12 protein-coding genes are annotated in these 14,550 nt (G+C 41.5%); 11 read left to right on the top strand and 1 reads right to left on the bottom strand.

What is annotated here, in order from left to right; genetic code table 11:
• The first annotated feature begins 99 nt into the window (after positions 1–99).
• Genes MHH86_RS05860 through MHH86_RS05905 form a run of 10 tightly spaced genes read left to right on the top strand, consistent with a single transcriptional unit; the run spans position 100 to position 11,471 of the window.
• Positions 100–1,431: an ATPase, T2SS/T4P/T4SS family gene (locus MHH86_RS05860; protein WP_178420242.1), complete on the top strand. Its 1,332-nt coding sequence runs from the start codon at positions 100–102 to the stop codon at positions 1,429–1,431.
• A gap of 12 nt (positions 1,432–1,443) precedes the next feature.
• Positions 1,444–2,493, top strand: a complete 1,050-nt coding sequence (locus MHH86_RS05865; RefSeq protein WP_339211465.1) for a hypothetical protein — start codon at positions 1,444–1,446, stop codon at positions 2,491–2,493.
• An 11-nt stretch (positions 2,494–2,504) separates the two neighbouring features.
• Positions 2,505–3,374, top strand: coding sequence for a hypothetical protein (locus MHH86_RS05870; RefSeq protein ID WP_076274600.1), 870 nt, complete (start codon positions 2,505–2,507; stop codon positions 3,372–3,374).
• Positions 3,375–3,431: 57 nt separating this feature from the next.
• Entirely contained in the window at positions 3,432–3,641 is a 210-nt protein-coding gene (locus MHH86_RS05875; RefSeq protein ID WP_076316894.1) for a hypothetical protein, read from the top strand.
• 5 nt (positions 3,642–3,646) lie between these two features.
• Positions 3,647–3,790, top strand: a complete 144-nt coding sequence (locus MHH86_RS05880) for a hypothetical protein (RefSeq protein WP_155288092.1) — start codon at positions 3,647–3,649, stop codon at positions 3,788–3,790.
• Positions 3,791–3,805: 15 nt separating this feature from the next.
• Positions 3,806–4,186 carry a hypothetical protein gene (locus tag MHH86_RS05885; protein ID WP_339211467.1) on the top strand — a complete coding sequence of 127 codons (381 nt, stop codon included), beginning with the start codon at positions 3,806–3,808 and terminating at the stop codon, positions 4,184–4,186.
• A gap of 20 nt (positions 4,187–4,206) precedes the next feature.
• The gene (locus MHH86_RS05890; protein ID WP_339211469.1) at positions 4,207–4,704 is read left to right on the top strand and encodes a hypothetical protein; all 498 of its coding nucleotides are present in this window, start codon (positions 4,207–4,209) and stop codon (positions 4,702–4,704) included.
• A gap of 36 nt (positions 4,705–4,740) precedes the next feature.
• Positions 4,741–5,400, top strand: a complete 660-nt coding sequence (locus tag MHH86_RS05895) for a hypothetical protein (protein ID WP_339211471.1) — start codon at positions 4,741–4,743, stop codon at positions 5,398–5,400.
• A 5-nt stretch (positions 5,401–5,405) separates the two neighbouring features.
• Complete coding sequence (locus MHH86_RS05900) at positions 5,406–7,664, top strand: PKD domain-containing protein (RefSeq protein ID WP_339211473.1); 2,259 nt, start codon at positions 5,406–5,408, stop codon at positions 7,662–7,664.
• Positions 7,665–7,676: 12 nt separating this feature from the next.
• Positions 7,677–11,471, top strand: a complete 3,795-nt coding sequence (locus MHH86_RS05905) for a hypothetical protein (protein WP_342479657.1) — start codon at positions 7,677–7,679, stop codon at positions 11,469–11,471.
• Positions 11,472–11,558: 87 nt separating this feature from the next.
• Here the strand turns inward: MHH86_RS05905 and MHH86_RS05910 are convergent, their stop codons facing one another.
• Complete coding sequence (locus MHH86_RS05910) at positions 11,559–12,191, bottom strand: hypothetical protein (RefSeq protein ID WP_036681725.1); 633 nt, start codon at positions 12,189–12,191, stop codon at positions 11,559–11,561.
• A gap of 303 nt (positions 12,192–12,494) precedes the next feature.
• Here MHH86_RS05910 and tkt point away from each other — a divergent pair, with 303 nt between their 5' ends.
• Positions 12,495–14,537 (top strand): transketolase, encoded by a 2,043-nt coding sequence (gene tkt / locus MHH86_RS05915; RefSeq protein WP_036681727.1) that lies wholly within the window; start codon positions 12,495–12,497, stop codon positions 14,535–14,537.
• The last annotated feature ends 13 nt before the right edge of the window (positions 14,538–14,550 follow it).

The following is a 14,550-nucleotide window of genomic DNA, read 5'->3' on the forward strand; positions in this document are numbered from 1 at the left end:
GCGAGTCGTCCACTCTTTTCTCTAAAACAAAGCGTGTTACGCACTAGCAAACCGGGCAAGGAAGATTTTTATGCTTTTTTACAAAAAATGAAGACCGAGATGAACGAAGGATTAGAACGTGAGGATGACGCTTACTTCGAGCTAAATGCAAAGGCTTTGATTGGCGATCCGCAGGCAGTTAGTTTTTTTATGAATGAGATTGAGAAGTACTTACGAAAAACACCTTTTACTGGAAAGGTTCCAGAAGCGTACCGAACGGCGGCAGAGGCGCTGTATCACGAGTGGAAGGGCTTTGGGCCAGCGTATCGTTGGTTTACTGATCGTGCATACAGCGAGTCAACTGGATTACAAATGATTGGGAAGCAAATTTTTTATAACTATAAAGGTGAATTTATAGCTTATCCGTATGAGATGCCTTCACTGGATCGGGTGGAGCAGCTGAAGCGTTCCTTACTAAAAAGTGATCCCAATAAAAAGCTGAACAAGGATAATCCTTCGGTGGAGTTCAAAATGGATGATCCGCTCTGGCCAGGTAGATTTATTCGGCTTGCGATTTGGGTATCACCTAGGGTCTGGGAGGGTTTTACTACGATATCACTGCGGCGACAGGTTGTAGAATTCCTGGATTTGGAGGATCAAGCGGGTACGGAATGTATTCCTGCAGAGGCGGTTGAGTTCATTCGTGCTTTATCGTCCACGTTTCGCAATACCATTATTGCAGGTGCTGTAGGGTCAGGAAAAACAACCTTTGCCAATACGATCGTTGGTGAGCAACTACTTGGCTCTTCATCCTGCATGGGAGTAGTGATGATAGAGAAACATCCGGAATCCATTTTACCGTATCAAATTAAAGGCCATCGGATTATTCCAATTCAAGCTGCGAATGAGGAACTGATGGAGGTGGGAGTAGAGTCGCTGCGGCATGACCCAAATATTTTGTATATGACAGAGATGCGTTATAACGAGTGGGAATTTTATTTGTGGAGTGGGGAAAAAGGATACGACGGGATTACCGGAACCTTCCACACCGTGGATTCGGAGGACATTCCTTATCAAGGTGCGTTTGCTGTGTCGACAAGAATTGGCGGGAGTCTTAAGGGGCATTTGATCTCTGCGCTGAAATCATGCGAGCTAGTGTTTATTTTGGAGAGTGTTCCGAACGGGAAGAAGCGGCTGGCGCGAATATCAGAAATCTTTTACGAAGAGGATAGAAATTCAGTGTTTGCTAATGATCTTATGCGCTGGGAGCCGCAGGAAATGTGTTGGTCTTACAATGACAAGCTGACGAAAAATCTGATGCTGAAAATGACTAAGAAAAATGCGCAGGCTACGCAGATTGTCCAAAAAGAGCTGGGACGACTTGCTTCAACAAAGCCGATGGATCAGCCGCTTAAAGAAAGCTTGAAATCTAAGATAGTACTTAATGAGTGAGGAGGTGCAGCTATGGATTTACTATTGTATATTTTTCGTTTTGTCCTTCATTTATGGATTGCGTGGGGACTGTGGTTACTCACCAAACTGCTCATCGAAAGGCATTTACGGCAGGTAGTCCAGAAAGTGGATTTTCGAATTAAACATAAGATGAGTATTTTTGGCAAAAGAGTCAGCTCGGTTAAAAAAAGGCTGTGGCTCTACCGCCATCTGGACAAGCTTCTCTATTTCGTACACCGGAAGTATGAACCGGGCATTAGCGTTATGCGTTTTGTTATGCGTACAGCCATTTTGTTTATTGCGGTTTTCTTATCAGGACTACTGACACTTAGTGAGCTCCCTGGAAGGTTGCGTTTTAACAATCCTTTTTTGGAGGGGATTACTTTTAATGAGGGACAGCCGATTCAGGGGGCGTGGAGATTTCCGCTTTTTATAGCTGTAATATCTGCGACGATTCCTTATTTTCGTATGAGATACATCTATGCACAGCGGAAGGTACATGGAAGCTACGATCTCCTCGATGTAGTCAAAATCTCCACCAAATTCACACATTTGTCGGTAGATTCGATCCTTGATCGGACAGCGGATTTTCTTACGGATAAAAATGTACTAAAGAGCCCTCTGAAGCTGCTAGGTGCCGCATTTTCTAATTACAGTAATGAGAAGGAGCTTGTTGAGGAGGCAGGGAGATTCTCCAGCGCGATTGGCACCACCTTCGCTTTAGAGTTTATATCAGATTTGCTCTATGCCGAGAAGGAGGGAACCCGTTATTTAAAAAGCTCGCTAATGCTGTTGAATCGTTCTATGGAGCAGCAGAGAGAGACGATTTTGACTGTAAAAACAGGAAGCAGAGATGCGATCAGCCTTGGCTTATATGGGAATCTTCTGGTGCTGGTATCTACGGTTGGAACCTTTATGTATATGCTGAAGCCCGATGTCTATTTTCAACTGCAGTTCGAAACTACGGTAGGTCTTTCCTTTTTGATGGTGATCGTCTCCGGCCTTTTTATCTCTTTTGTGATCAGTACTATTCTTGCCAGACCCAAACTGGACTACCACTAAGGTGATGAACTATGGATAGATTATTACTACTAATTACAGTGATCGGGATCGTGTATATCGCATTACTTGTGTTTGTGAGCAGCAGCAGTAAGCAGGAACGATATCTTGTCCGACTGGGCATACGGTGGAATGCGCTGGGTGAACGCGTGCAGAGTGATAGATTTCAGCAATTATTGAATGAATGTGGTTTATCAATTTCAGCTCGAAAAGTTACGCTATTTCGTTATTCAGCGGCAATCATCTATTTATTTAGCCAAGTCGTCAGCAATTTCATCCGATCTGTTCCTTTTTCATTCTATGACCCTCTAATTGCTCTACTTATTCTCGTAATCAGCAGTCCGATGCGTTATCTTCCGCTTGGTTGGGTGTTGGCGTGGCTTCACCAAAAGACGAATATTCAAAAAGATGGCGAGTTGATCTCCTTCATTCGCCTCTATGAGAATAATCGCCTACGTAAGCGCGGATATGTGCAGTTTGGTGCTTTTTGTGGGAGTACAGCGGGACATTTTCAATATATACGTCAGGACTTGTATGAGCTGTCAGAACGGGCAGTAGATGAGGGTGTGGAGGGGGCGATTGAATGGTTTTGTGCCAAATTTCCGGATAACCATCACTTTATTAATGACATCCGGTCCATTTTGCTGGCTACAGAAGGTATGGATGATGATACGGAAGCTGCAAACTATTTGCGTGAACAAGGCAAAGTTATCTCCAAAATCTCCAGCGATCAGTATTTAAAAAAATGGTCATTCATCGGTGATCTATCGACGATTATTAATGTTATTCCATCGATTGCTACTTTTTTGATGATCGTTGCGATGGCGATGCAGTACATTTTGCTAATCAAAGGAAATTTTAATGGAGTCGGCATGTTCCAGTGAAAAATTGTATATTCAACCTTATTTTTAAAACCTAAAATAAAAAGGGAGAAATTAACAATGAAAAAAGACGCTATTTCTACAGGTTTGTTTATCGCTATCGGTTTTTTGTGTGTGGCCATCGTAATTGCCATTTTGATTCCTCTGGTGCGTGACGTGATTAATGCTGCCGATGATAATAGACCGACGATCCCGGGGGTATCTCTAACTCAACCGCTGGTTCCTAGCCAAACTGCTGTAACTATGTCCATGACTTACGTTTCGGTATAAATCAGATGAAAAAAGACTCTATTTCCGTCGCTATGTTTTTGGCCATTGGATTTATAATTGCGGGGATGTTTGTCACGGTAGCTACGCATATGATCGGCAGCAGTCAGGACGACATCATCTCACATACTAAGCAAGTGGAACAGTATTAGAAGGAGGCGTATCTAATGAAGGAGACCGTCCTCCGGGCATTGTTCATGTGGCTAGTCCTGTTTATTATCCTGCAGCCTATCTTCACCTACATAGATTATCTGCTAGATTTACAGGTCAAAGCTAATACGTCCTATATCACACAAAAAGCAGCAACAGAGGGGATGGTTACAGCTTCTATGCGGAATGAAGTAATTTCAAATCTGAAGGCGATTGGATTTTCTGAAGCTTCGATAGAAATTATGAGCAGTACAGACACCGTTCAAGAGCGAAAGCAACGAATTGATGTGTATGTAACCGCGCCGCGGATAAATCTGTTTCCTTATAATTTTTCTACGGTTTCGCAGCCGACTCGATATTATGGGCATGGATCAATTATGAGTGAGTATCTCGATTGACTAAGGGATGAGCGTAATTTATGGATTACATTATTAAGCTGGCATTTGTCCTACTGATCTTTATCTACTCCTGGTTCTTTCAGATCCAGAATCAGGAGTGGGACCAGCTGCGCAGCATGTTAAAAGACGCAAATAATATCGCTGTTCACGATGCCGCACAGGAATTAGATGAGACCGAATTGACTCGTGGTCGTCTGATTATAGATCCCGAAGATGCGTACGATACTTTTCAGCAAACCCTACAGAACAATCTAGGCCTTGATAGCGGCCTTTCCCCCCAAGGGGGCAGTCGTTTTAAGACACAAGTAAAGATTGTGAAGTTCGATATTATTGACGATTCCGATGGCGTGAATTTTCCACTTTTATACGAGGATAGCGAATATGGCATAACCAAATACATCGCAGGTCCTTCGGTTATTGCCGTCATTGAGACGGAGCACCCGGTTCTGATCTCCAGATCCAAAACGCAACAGCCCATCAGGGTGCCAGCAGTTCAGGAGTATAAGATCAATAAGTAGTGAAAAGCCAATTAAAGAAAAGGGAGAGATTCAGTGATGAAGAAGACCATTGTAAGGGCAGTTTTGACTACGACAATGTTACTTAGCATGGTATTGGGGCAGAACGTGATTACTAACGCAGCAGCGGTTACACCAATAGCCGCAGCTACACCAACAACTACAACTACAGTAAAATCTACTGCTACACCAGTACCTATTATGAGGGATAACTTAAGTAAATATGGTTTGAAAAAGGATTTGGAGTTACCGATTACGGTTACGGCGGGTGGGCTTAGTTATACGCTGGAGAAGTTTATGATTTATGATTTCAAGTCAAAAGATGCACAAAATCTAGTGAAACAATTTAAATATGACTCATTTGGAGGAATGGTTAGTAATCCTAAACATTTCATTTGGACAAAGATTACGATTAAGAATAACAGCAATAAAATTGTTAAAAGATCCTTAAATGATCAAAAAGATAAGTGGAGTTTAACCCTTTCCTCAAGTGGTGGGAGAATAGATGCAATTTGGCCAAAGGCAAATGTGGAAAAATTGAACAATAAAGATGCTTTTTATTATTATTCTCTTAAGCCAGGGGAACAATTAACCACTTACCAAGCCTTCTTATATGATCAGGATTTTAAATATCTTGTCATTCGTTTGTTCCATGAAGGCGGATTCGACGAGAAATTTGTAGTCAACTCACAGGAGTAGTAGGAATGAAAAAAATAATCATCTCATGTCTATGCATTATGCTAATCAATTCGTTAATGACAACCATTTCAGTAGAAGCAGCCGAGACAAAATTGACCTCGGTTGCTGTCCCTATTACTACAGGTTTACAAGGATCAAATAATGCTGCGAAAGACTTTTATTTGGAACTTCCTAATGGCGTATCTAGCTCATCAGTTAAGACAAATACTTTAAAATATAGTGGATCTAACGAAAAAAACAACCTCTCTCTTGAGAACGGAAAAATTAAGATTACATTAAAAGGGGTTGCAAATCAAAAATATATAAAGGAAGTCCAGGGTTATAGAGGCTCTTTTGAAGAACGTTATTATACTCAAATCTACAATTCGATTTGGTTATACTCAGACGGAAGAAGATGGCAAATAAATCAGTATGATGAAAAAAAAGATAGTATGGTGACAGATGATAAAGCTGCAACGGATGGCTATCCTTCAAGAAATCCACCAACATCAGTAGTAACCGCAGGACCTTATCAAGATAAAGAATACCTAAAATGGTACAACGGATCGAAAACTGAGGTCATCGATACACATGACGTTATTCAGTCTACTATTAAACCTCAAATATTTAAGAAATCTTCTTATGCTCAAGATCCAAAATTTAAAAATGGAAGAATTATTTTGAATTATACGATTCCTGCGGGAGTTCCTTGGGATCCTGAAGATAACACAGGTTTAACTGGAAAAGCAGAAGGACGAAGATATATGGCATTTACGGAGTATTATTACACAGCTGACGCCAAAGTAACCACCTACAGCTACGGGGGAACAGTCAGCTTTGAATACGGTCTCCCAGATGAAGCTACACTCACAGGTTCCGCAATTATAGAACAACCTAATCCAAACCCAATTAAGTTTGATAATAAGAACGTGCCAGTTAAAATCGCTTTGAAGGGCGAACTCGTATCCTATAAAGATACTTCGAACATTTCAGAATGGATTTTTTATGCCAAAGAAAAAGGGAATGACAGTTCACTCCAGACAAAAAAGGTGTATACCAAAACCCTAACGGCAAACGAAACTTTCAAATTTGAAATTCCAAAGGAGAAAGTGGCAGGTAAAAGTAACTACAGTCAAGAGTACGAACTAAGTATAGTAGTGAGATTTAAGAATGAAGTCGTGACCAAAAGAAGTAAGTTCGACTCGTTAAAAGAATCTTTTACAGTCAAAGCAGGAGTGTATACAACCTCAGATCCTCCGGGAGGAGGGTTTCCAGGTCCTACATCACCGCCAGAACTACCGAGAGAGTTAAAACCTCCAGTAGCTCTTATAAATGCACCCAAAACTGTAAAAGCAGGACAAGAGTTTGTAGCCAGTGCAGCAGGGTCGTATGACCCTGATGGTTATATTACGGATTACTTTTGGGATACGCCTAATGCTAAGGGAGAATTGAGCACTTTGCCAAGGGGAACGCTTTGGTATGATAAAGACCATTTGGGGGAACAAACACTTGCTTTGACTGTAATAGACGATGACAAAATGACTGGAAGTACTAGCACTGAGATCAATGTCATCGAGCCAAAACCAGATGCATCTATCAGGGTAGATGGTACATTAAAGCAAAATCGAAAGGTTATCATACAAAGTTACGTTAGTAGCCCGACTCACTATCCGTTAGTAGATGCTAAGACTAAAATCACCATCACAGCCGTATCAGGTGGAACGAATTCTGATATTAAATATAGCGGATCCCTGAACGGAGTATATAGCAAAGATGTGCTATTCAAGAAGCCAGGGAAATATAAAGCAACCATTTTTGTGGAGAATACATTAGGGCTAACTGCGAGAAACGAAACAACTTTTGATATAGCACCAGACCAGAAACCTTTTGCGTACTTTACGATGGCTGGAACTGCGTATCGTAATCCTTCAGATGGTAATCAAGCGACCATATCAATAGATGATATGTCTTACTCTCCAGATCAAGATATTGTGGTTAGTAGGCTTTGGGAATACCGCTACGATTCAGATAACAACGGTAGTTTTACAGGTGAGCCATGGGCTATTTTTAGCAATGAGAATTTAGATCGTTTGAATCTCAAGGTAAAGGAAGTCGGAAAATACGAAGTAAGACTAACTGTATTTGAAGAGTTTGGTCAGCCGACTATTGCTGAGTTTGTGACGCAGGCTGATCGGCAATCCATAGATTCGGAAGCTACACAAAATGTAATCGAACGAATCTTTACGGTTAAAAATCAAGCACCTGATGTCGATTGGTCATGGTAGAGAGGATTAGAGATGCGGAAATTAAAAAAAACAATTTCAACGTTTATGGCCCTTGTATTACTACTTCTTTCATTCCCTGAATTTTATTCGGGGAGTGTTAAGGTAGAGGCGGCAGGTGACCCAAATATCGTCAATTTTATGGATATTCGTCTTGAAGGATTTAATAAAACAACTCCTTGGGAGCCTGCTATGGGGAATATAGGATCTTTGAATTTGAATATGCCTGCTATGACCCTAACCAATATTACTTTTAATCTAACAACAAGAATACTGCGCTACGATTATGTACCTGATGCGCCTGTAGTTTTAACATCAGGGGATATTAATTGGTACTATGATACGCAGCGTACTAGATTTCTTAATATTTACAGTTATATGTACAGGACAGATGGAAGTGGTAATACTGATTATGCTACTGATGCCTCATGGAGAATTGAAGAAATGCCACCTGTGAAAAGTTCGGATAGTCTTCAGTTTAACCTTGACAGAAATACGACCGCTTTTTATGAAAGTTATGCTTATCCAACGAAGTATGGAATTCCAAAAGCTCTTAAAGTCGCACTAAGAGCAAGTGATGCGCAACACCAACCTAACGAATGGATGAATGGTTGGCATAACAACGTATATTATGATTGGGATAACATACCTCTAATAATAAATTCAGCACCTACGCTCACAGTGACTACACCAAGCGAGCAGCAGCTACTGAATGAGCCAGGATTCAGTGGTATGAACATCGAGGGATATGTTCGAGATGTGGACAATAATGATCTAGTCGTTAGTGCTGAAATCCCTAATGTGTTCTATAAACAAGTCAATATCCAACAGGCATTAAATAATAAATGGTTTTCCATCCCAATAGATGTTTTGGCAGACGGAATTCCTCCTGGACAGCACAATATCATTATCAAGGTTGTGGATCCCTATAATTATAAGGATGAGAAATCGTTGGTCGTTAATGTATCCTATAGGCTTAGGAATAAATCCTTTATATTGATTAACACTCCTATAGACTTATCAACCACATACAAGGACTATGAAGGAGATTCTAAATATCAAGAACGCTATAGATACGACCATAACCCGTATTTCTTCGATAATTCGATGGGTATCATTTCGGATAGTGGGTTATGGCGTTCAGAAAGGTATACCTCCTTTCCATATAGCGGACTCTATAACGCAACCTTTCAAGCACGAGATAATCCTAAAAACGATGACAGATTCGATGTCTATCGTTTATGGAGCCGAGATAATTTATCTTCAATGACCTATCATGTTCATCGAAAGCCAATTGCATTGTTTGCTGCCAAACTGGCGTGGGGATCTCTTCTGCTAACAGATAGTTCCTACGATTTGGACCACATCACGGCTGTTAATAAGGGACTTATAGCTTGGCAATGGCAGTATAAAAAAACTGATTCTGAAATATGGACAGATGGTCAACCGCCAGCTCAATTACCGAGTTCTGTACAATATGACATACGCCTTAGAGTACGTGATGTCGATGGCGAAAATGGGTTGGGGGTCTGGAGCGACTGGTGTGTAAGGACGGTGGGGGCTGCAGGTAATCTACCTCCCGTAGCGCTATTTACTGTTGATCCTAATATTGTTTCCTATCGCAAAGCTACTACCATAACAGACAAATCGTTTGATCCGGATAATGATCCATTAGATATGTATTACTGGACGGTTATCAAAGATGGTTGGAACAAAGTTTGGGAGCATTGGGGTGGAGCTACAACGCCACCTAATATCGCAGCTTTTGGAATCGGTAATTATCAAATTAGTTTACAAGTGCATGACAACCGAGGTTTATGGTCAGATTGGTATCGCCAAAATGTCCAGGTGATTAATCACCCACCTGCAGCAGCATTTAACATGCCAGCTGAAGTATATCGAGATACTGTAATTACAATGGATAATCTAACACCAGATCCTGATGAAGATGGAGATTCGCTTGCTTATTTATGGTACGCCAAACTCAACAATAGTCCTTATTATTATGCTGGCAGCAACCGCAACCAATCTTTGACGATACGAGATCTTATTGCTGGAAACGGAATTTCACCGCAACAGGCTATATCAGAAGGATGGGAAATGCGCCTTAAAGCAACAGACGTACCTAATCCCTCAAGTATTGGAGCTTTAAGTTGCAATGCAACACGTGTATTTACTGTTAAAAATCATGTTCCAACAGCTGCTATTAATGGTCCATCGGCAGTATTCCAATATGATACCCGACAATATACATCTTTTGATGAGGATGGAGATCCCTCAGATCTCGCTAGTCTGCAATACTTCTGGAAAGTAACAGATAGTGATGGCATTACGCAATGGTTTCGAACTCCTAATATTGATGTTAATTTTCCTGAGTCCGGTATCTATACATTGGAACACTGGGTTATCGATCAGATCGGTGATAAGTCTAATATAGCTACGTTGAAGGTGAATGTTACTAAGAATCTAGCGCCCTCGATGACATTGATAACCCCGTCGGGAACCGGAACCAATCCATCCGTAATAGATGCCGAAATACAAGGAGATCCATTAATTAAATGGAATTATACAGATCCAGAGAGTGATCGGCAGGAGAAGTACCGTTTAGAATTTTTTTCAAAAGACGGACTCTTAGTTAGGACAGTTGAGAACCTTGACACCACAGGTCAGCTGCGGCAATATCAACTCCCTAACCATACATTCAATCGATTTGAATACTTCACTGTATATGGGCGGGCTTATTCCAAGTTATCCTGGTCAGAAATATCTAACGAAAAAACGTTTATCATCGACAATCCGCCGCAGCCTGGATTCACATTAATCACGGATACAGGTAGAGATGCTGCCAAAGAGCCGATTTATCGGACGGATCTTCTTAATATCAAGAGCAAAGCGACGGATCCAGACCTTCCAAAAGGAGATACGATCAGCCATAAGTATGATTTGAAATCATCTAACGGGACGGAAGGATTGGCTAGTACTCAAGCTGAATTTACGAAGAAATTCACCTCAAATGGCGTCTTTACCTTGAAACAGACCGTTACGGATTCTCTAGGACTGTATCGAGAGCTATCTCTGATTATCACCGTAGCCAACCGTAAACCGACCGTAACGATAACGTACCCAACAAGTACTGACTCAAGTAAGCCTATGATCGCAAGTACGCTTACACCAATCATCAAGTGGGATTATCAAGATGAGGATGGAGATGAACAACAGCGGTATAAGGTACAAATTATCAACTTGGCGACAGGGATGGTTAAGGTTCAATCTGGCGAACAAAATTCAAGTGCCAAACAGTGGCAAGTGCCCGCGGGAATATTGGTTGAGAACGAAAAATATGCCGTGGAAGTGGAAGCTTTTGATGGTTATAACTGGAGTAATATCTCAGCGCGTAAATATTTCATGGTTAATCTGCTGAATATTAAAGGTAGGGTCCAGCACACAGAGGAATGGAATAACAACCGTAAAGGCTACAATTTGAACAAGAGCGGTAATGAGGAGAGTCCAAGAGGCTACAATGTGTTTTGGGCAGGTGAGCGATTTATATTGCAAGGGATAGCAACCGGTCTACCTGATACTGTTGAGGTAACGATGACGGGAGGTTATTTTACGCAACTAAATCCAACGAACAGTGACAAAACCTTGTGGACAGGCGAATTATATGATCCAGCATTTGTGAAACTTCCCGATGGTCCAGTGAAATTTACCTTCACAGCTAAGAATGAGTACAATACCAAAATAGATACAGTTACTGTTGTGATCGCTGGCGATTGGTCCGAATATTTTCGGAACCATCGTGTGAAGTAATGATACATCTACGACTTTATCCTTTTTCCATCTAAAAAGGGCTACGCGGAAATACGATCCGTATAGCCCTTTTTTACGAGCAACAACTTATATAACTCCTTCAGTCCGTTCTTCATTCATTCTCATCATTCTTGTCGCAACAGAAGGTGTATGTAAAGGTATATTCGTCGAACGTGCCGAGGCTCTTTGAGCTCTACGCACATAATAGGATAACTTGCCGCTGAATATTTTATGGGAACAGAGTGAAAGAGCGAAATCCTCCGGGGTAACAAAGCAGGAAGGCTTATTCACAGGCTGAACTGCGGTATTTTCAAATAAGGAAGCAACAAAATGAGAGCAGAAATAAGCGTTCTCTCGATCTATTTTAACATTTAGAAGTACGCCGATCAGGCCTAAAAGATGGTATTTATAACGTTCCTGATTTTTCATCATCCCTTGGACATGATTGTACATGGCATCGTATTCCGTGGCACTAACACGTAACTGATAAATAGAGCAATTTGCGCTGCTATAAAAAGGGTGAATGAAATTTTCTTGAATCAGACCCGCGACGAATGGATTGTGCATTTTTTTTCTTCCGAAGCTGTACACCTCACGTAGTTCACTATCAAAGGCGATCGAAGCATGGTTCAGATCAGCTTTTGTAAACCACTTAATGAAACCACTGAAGGCTGTACCTGTACCGGTAAGCACAATATAAACATCCTTTTTCGAAGTCATGTTCAGAATTCCTTTCCACTTGGAGATATTGGATAATGAATGAAAATTTTACTTGAGTAACTCCATCTTACTTTATATTCGAGCATTGTAAAACAAACTTTAGTCGCAATAGAAAACTAGACCATAGGCTAAGTAAAAACCCGTCTCATGACATAGTTACTTTTGCGTATATAAATGCGTAGATATTGCAAAACATAAGCTGTCAAACAAAGAGTTTTTAAAAACAATTGGAATTGCTTCCACACTAGTGATACAATAAGAGTCAAAATGACATTCTTGAGATTTCAGAGGAGGAACTATTAAATGAGTGAACAAGAACAAGCGATCCAGAAGGAAGAAAACTCAACAGTAGATAACCTGTCTATCACAACAATTCGTACGTTGGCTATTGATGCTATCGAAAAAGCGAATTCCGGCCATCCAGGTATGCCAATGGGTTCTGCACCAATGGGCTACCAACTGTTTGCAAAAACAATGAATCATAACCCTGATCATCCAACATGGGTAAACCGCGATCGTTTTGTATTGTCCGCTGGACATGGTTCCATGCTTCTGTACAGCTTGCTGCACCTTAGCGGCTATGATCTTCCTATGGAAGAATTGAAACAATTCCGTCAATGGGGTAGCTTGACTCCTGGTCACCCGGAAGTTGGTCACACAGCTGGTGTTGATGCAACTACAGGTCCGCTTGGACAAGGTATTGGTATGGCCGTTGGTATGGCTATGGCCGAAGCTCAATTGGGCGCAACCTACAACAAAGAAGGACATAACGTAGTTGACCACTATACTTATGCTATTTGTGGTGATGGTGACCTTATGGAAGGGATCTCTTCTGAGTCCGCTTCTCTTGCTGGTCATTTGAAACTCGGAAAATTGGTTGTATTGTATGATTCAAATGATATTTCCCTTGATGGTAAATTGAATCTTTCTTTCTCCGAAAATGTAGCTCAACGTTTTGATGCTTATGGTTGGCAAGTTCTGCGTGTAGAAGACGGAAATGACCTTCCGGCTATTGAAAAAGCTATTGCTGAGGCGCAAGCTGAGACTAGCAAACCGACTTTGATCGAAGTGAAAACAGTTATTGGTTATGGTAGCCCTAACAAACAAGGTAAAGGCGGCCATGGCGGTACTCACGGTTCCCCACTTGGAGCAGAAGAAGCTAAGCTGACCAAAGATTTCTACAAATGGGTATACGAAGAAGATTTCTATGTGCCTGACGAAGTTCGTGCACATTTTGCAGAAGTGAAGAAAAACGGAATCGCAGCTAACAAAGCTTGGGACGATAAATTTGCAGCTTACAAAAAAGCATATCCAGAGCTGGCTGCACAATTCGAAACAGTAATCAATGGCGATCTTCCAGAAGGCTGGGATGCTAACCTTCCAACTTACACTACTGAAGATAAAGCAGTATCGACTCGTGTCGCTTCCGGTAGTGCGCTTAACGGTCTGACTGCTGGCGTTCCTCAGCTAGTGGGTGGTTCCGCTGACTTGGAAAGCTCCACTATGACGCATTTGAATGGTTTGACATCTTTCACACCAGAATCTTATGATGGCCGCAACATTTATTTCGGCGTACGTGAGTTTGGTATGGCTGCTGCAATGAACGGTATTGCTCTGCACACTGGTCTTAAAGTATTCGGAGGAACATTCTTCGTATTCACAGACTACCTGCGTCCAGCAATTCGTTTGGCATCGATCATGAAATTGCCAGTAACCTATGTACTGACACATGACAGTATTGCAGTTGGTGAAGATGGTCCTACGCATGAACCAATCGAACAATTGGCTTCCTTGCGTATCATCCCAGGTCTAACTGTTATTCGTCCGGCTGATGCTAACGAAACTTCTGCAGCATGGGCTTATGCTATGGAAAACAAAGAGAATCCGGTTGCTTTGGTTCTGACCCGTCAAAACTTGCCAATTCTTGCTGGAACCGTAGATGGCGTTCGTGAAAATATCAAACGTGGTGGTTATGTTGTCTCTGATTCCAAAAATGGCACTCCACAAGCACAACTTATCGCAACTGGTTCTGAAGTACAGTTGGCAGTTAAAGCGCAAGCTGCTTTGGCAGAAGAAGGCATCGATGTTCGTGTAATCAGCTTGCCAAGCTGGGATCTGTTCGAAAAACAAGACAAAGAATATCGCGATTCCGTAATTCTTCCAGGAGTCAAAGCTCGTCTTGCTATCGAAATGGCACAAACCTTCGGCTGGGAACGTTACACTGGTGACCAAGGCGATATCCTAGGCATCACTACTTTCGGAGCTTCCGCCCCTGGCGATAGAGTTATGAAAGAATACGGCTTTACTGTAGAGAACGTAGTTAGCCGTGTGAAAGCACTTCTGTAATTAACTGAATAAT

Source organism: Paenibacillus sp. FSL F4-0097, assembly GCF_038593125.1.
Taxonomy (GTDB): domain Bacteria; phylum Bacillota; class Bacilli; order Paenibacillales; family Paenibacillaceae; genus Paenibacillus_AQ; species Paenibacillus_AQ odorifer.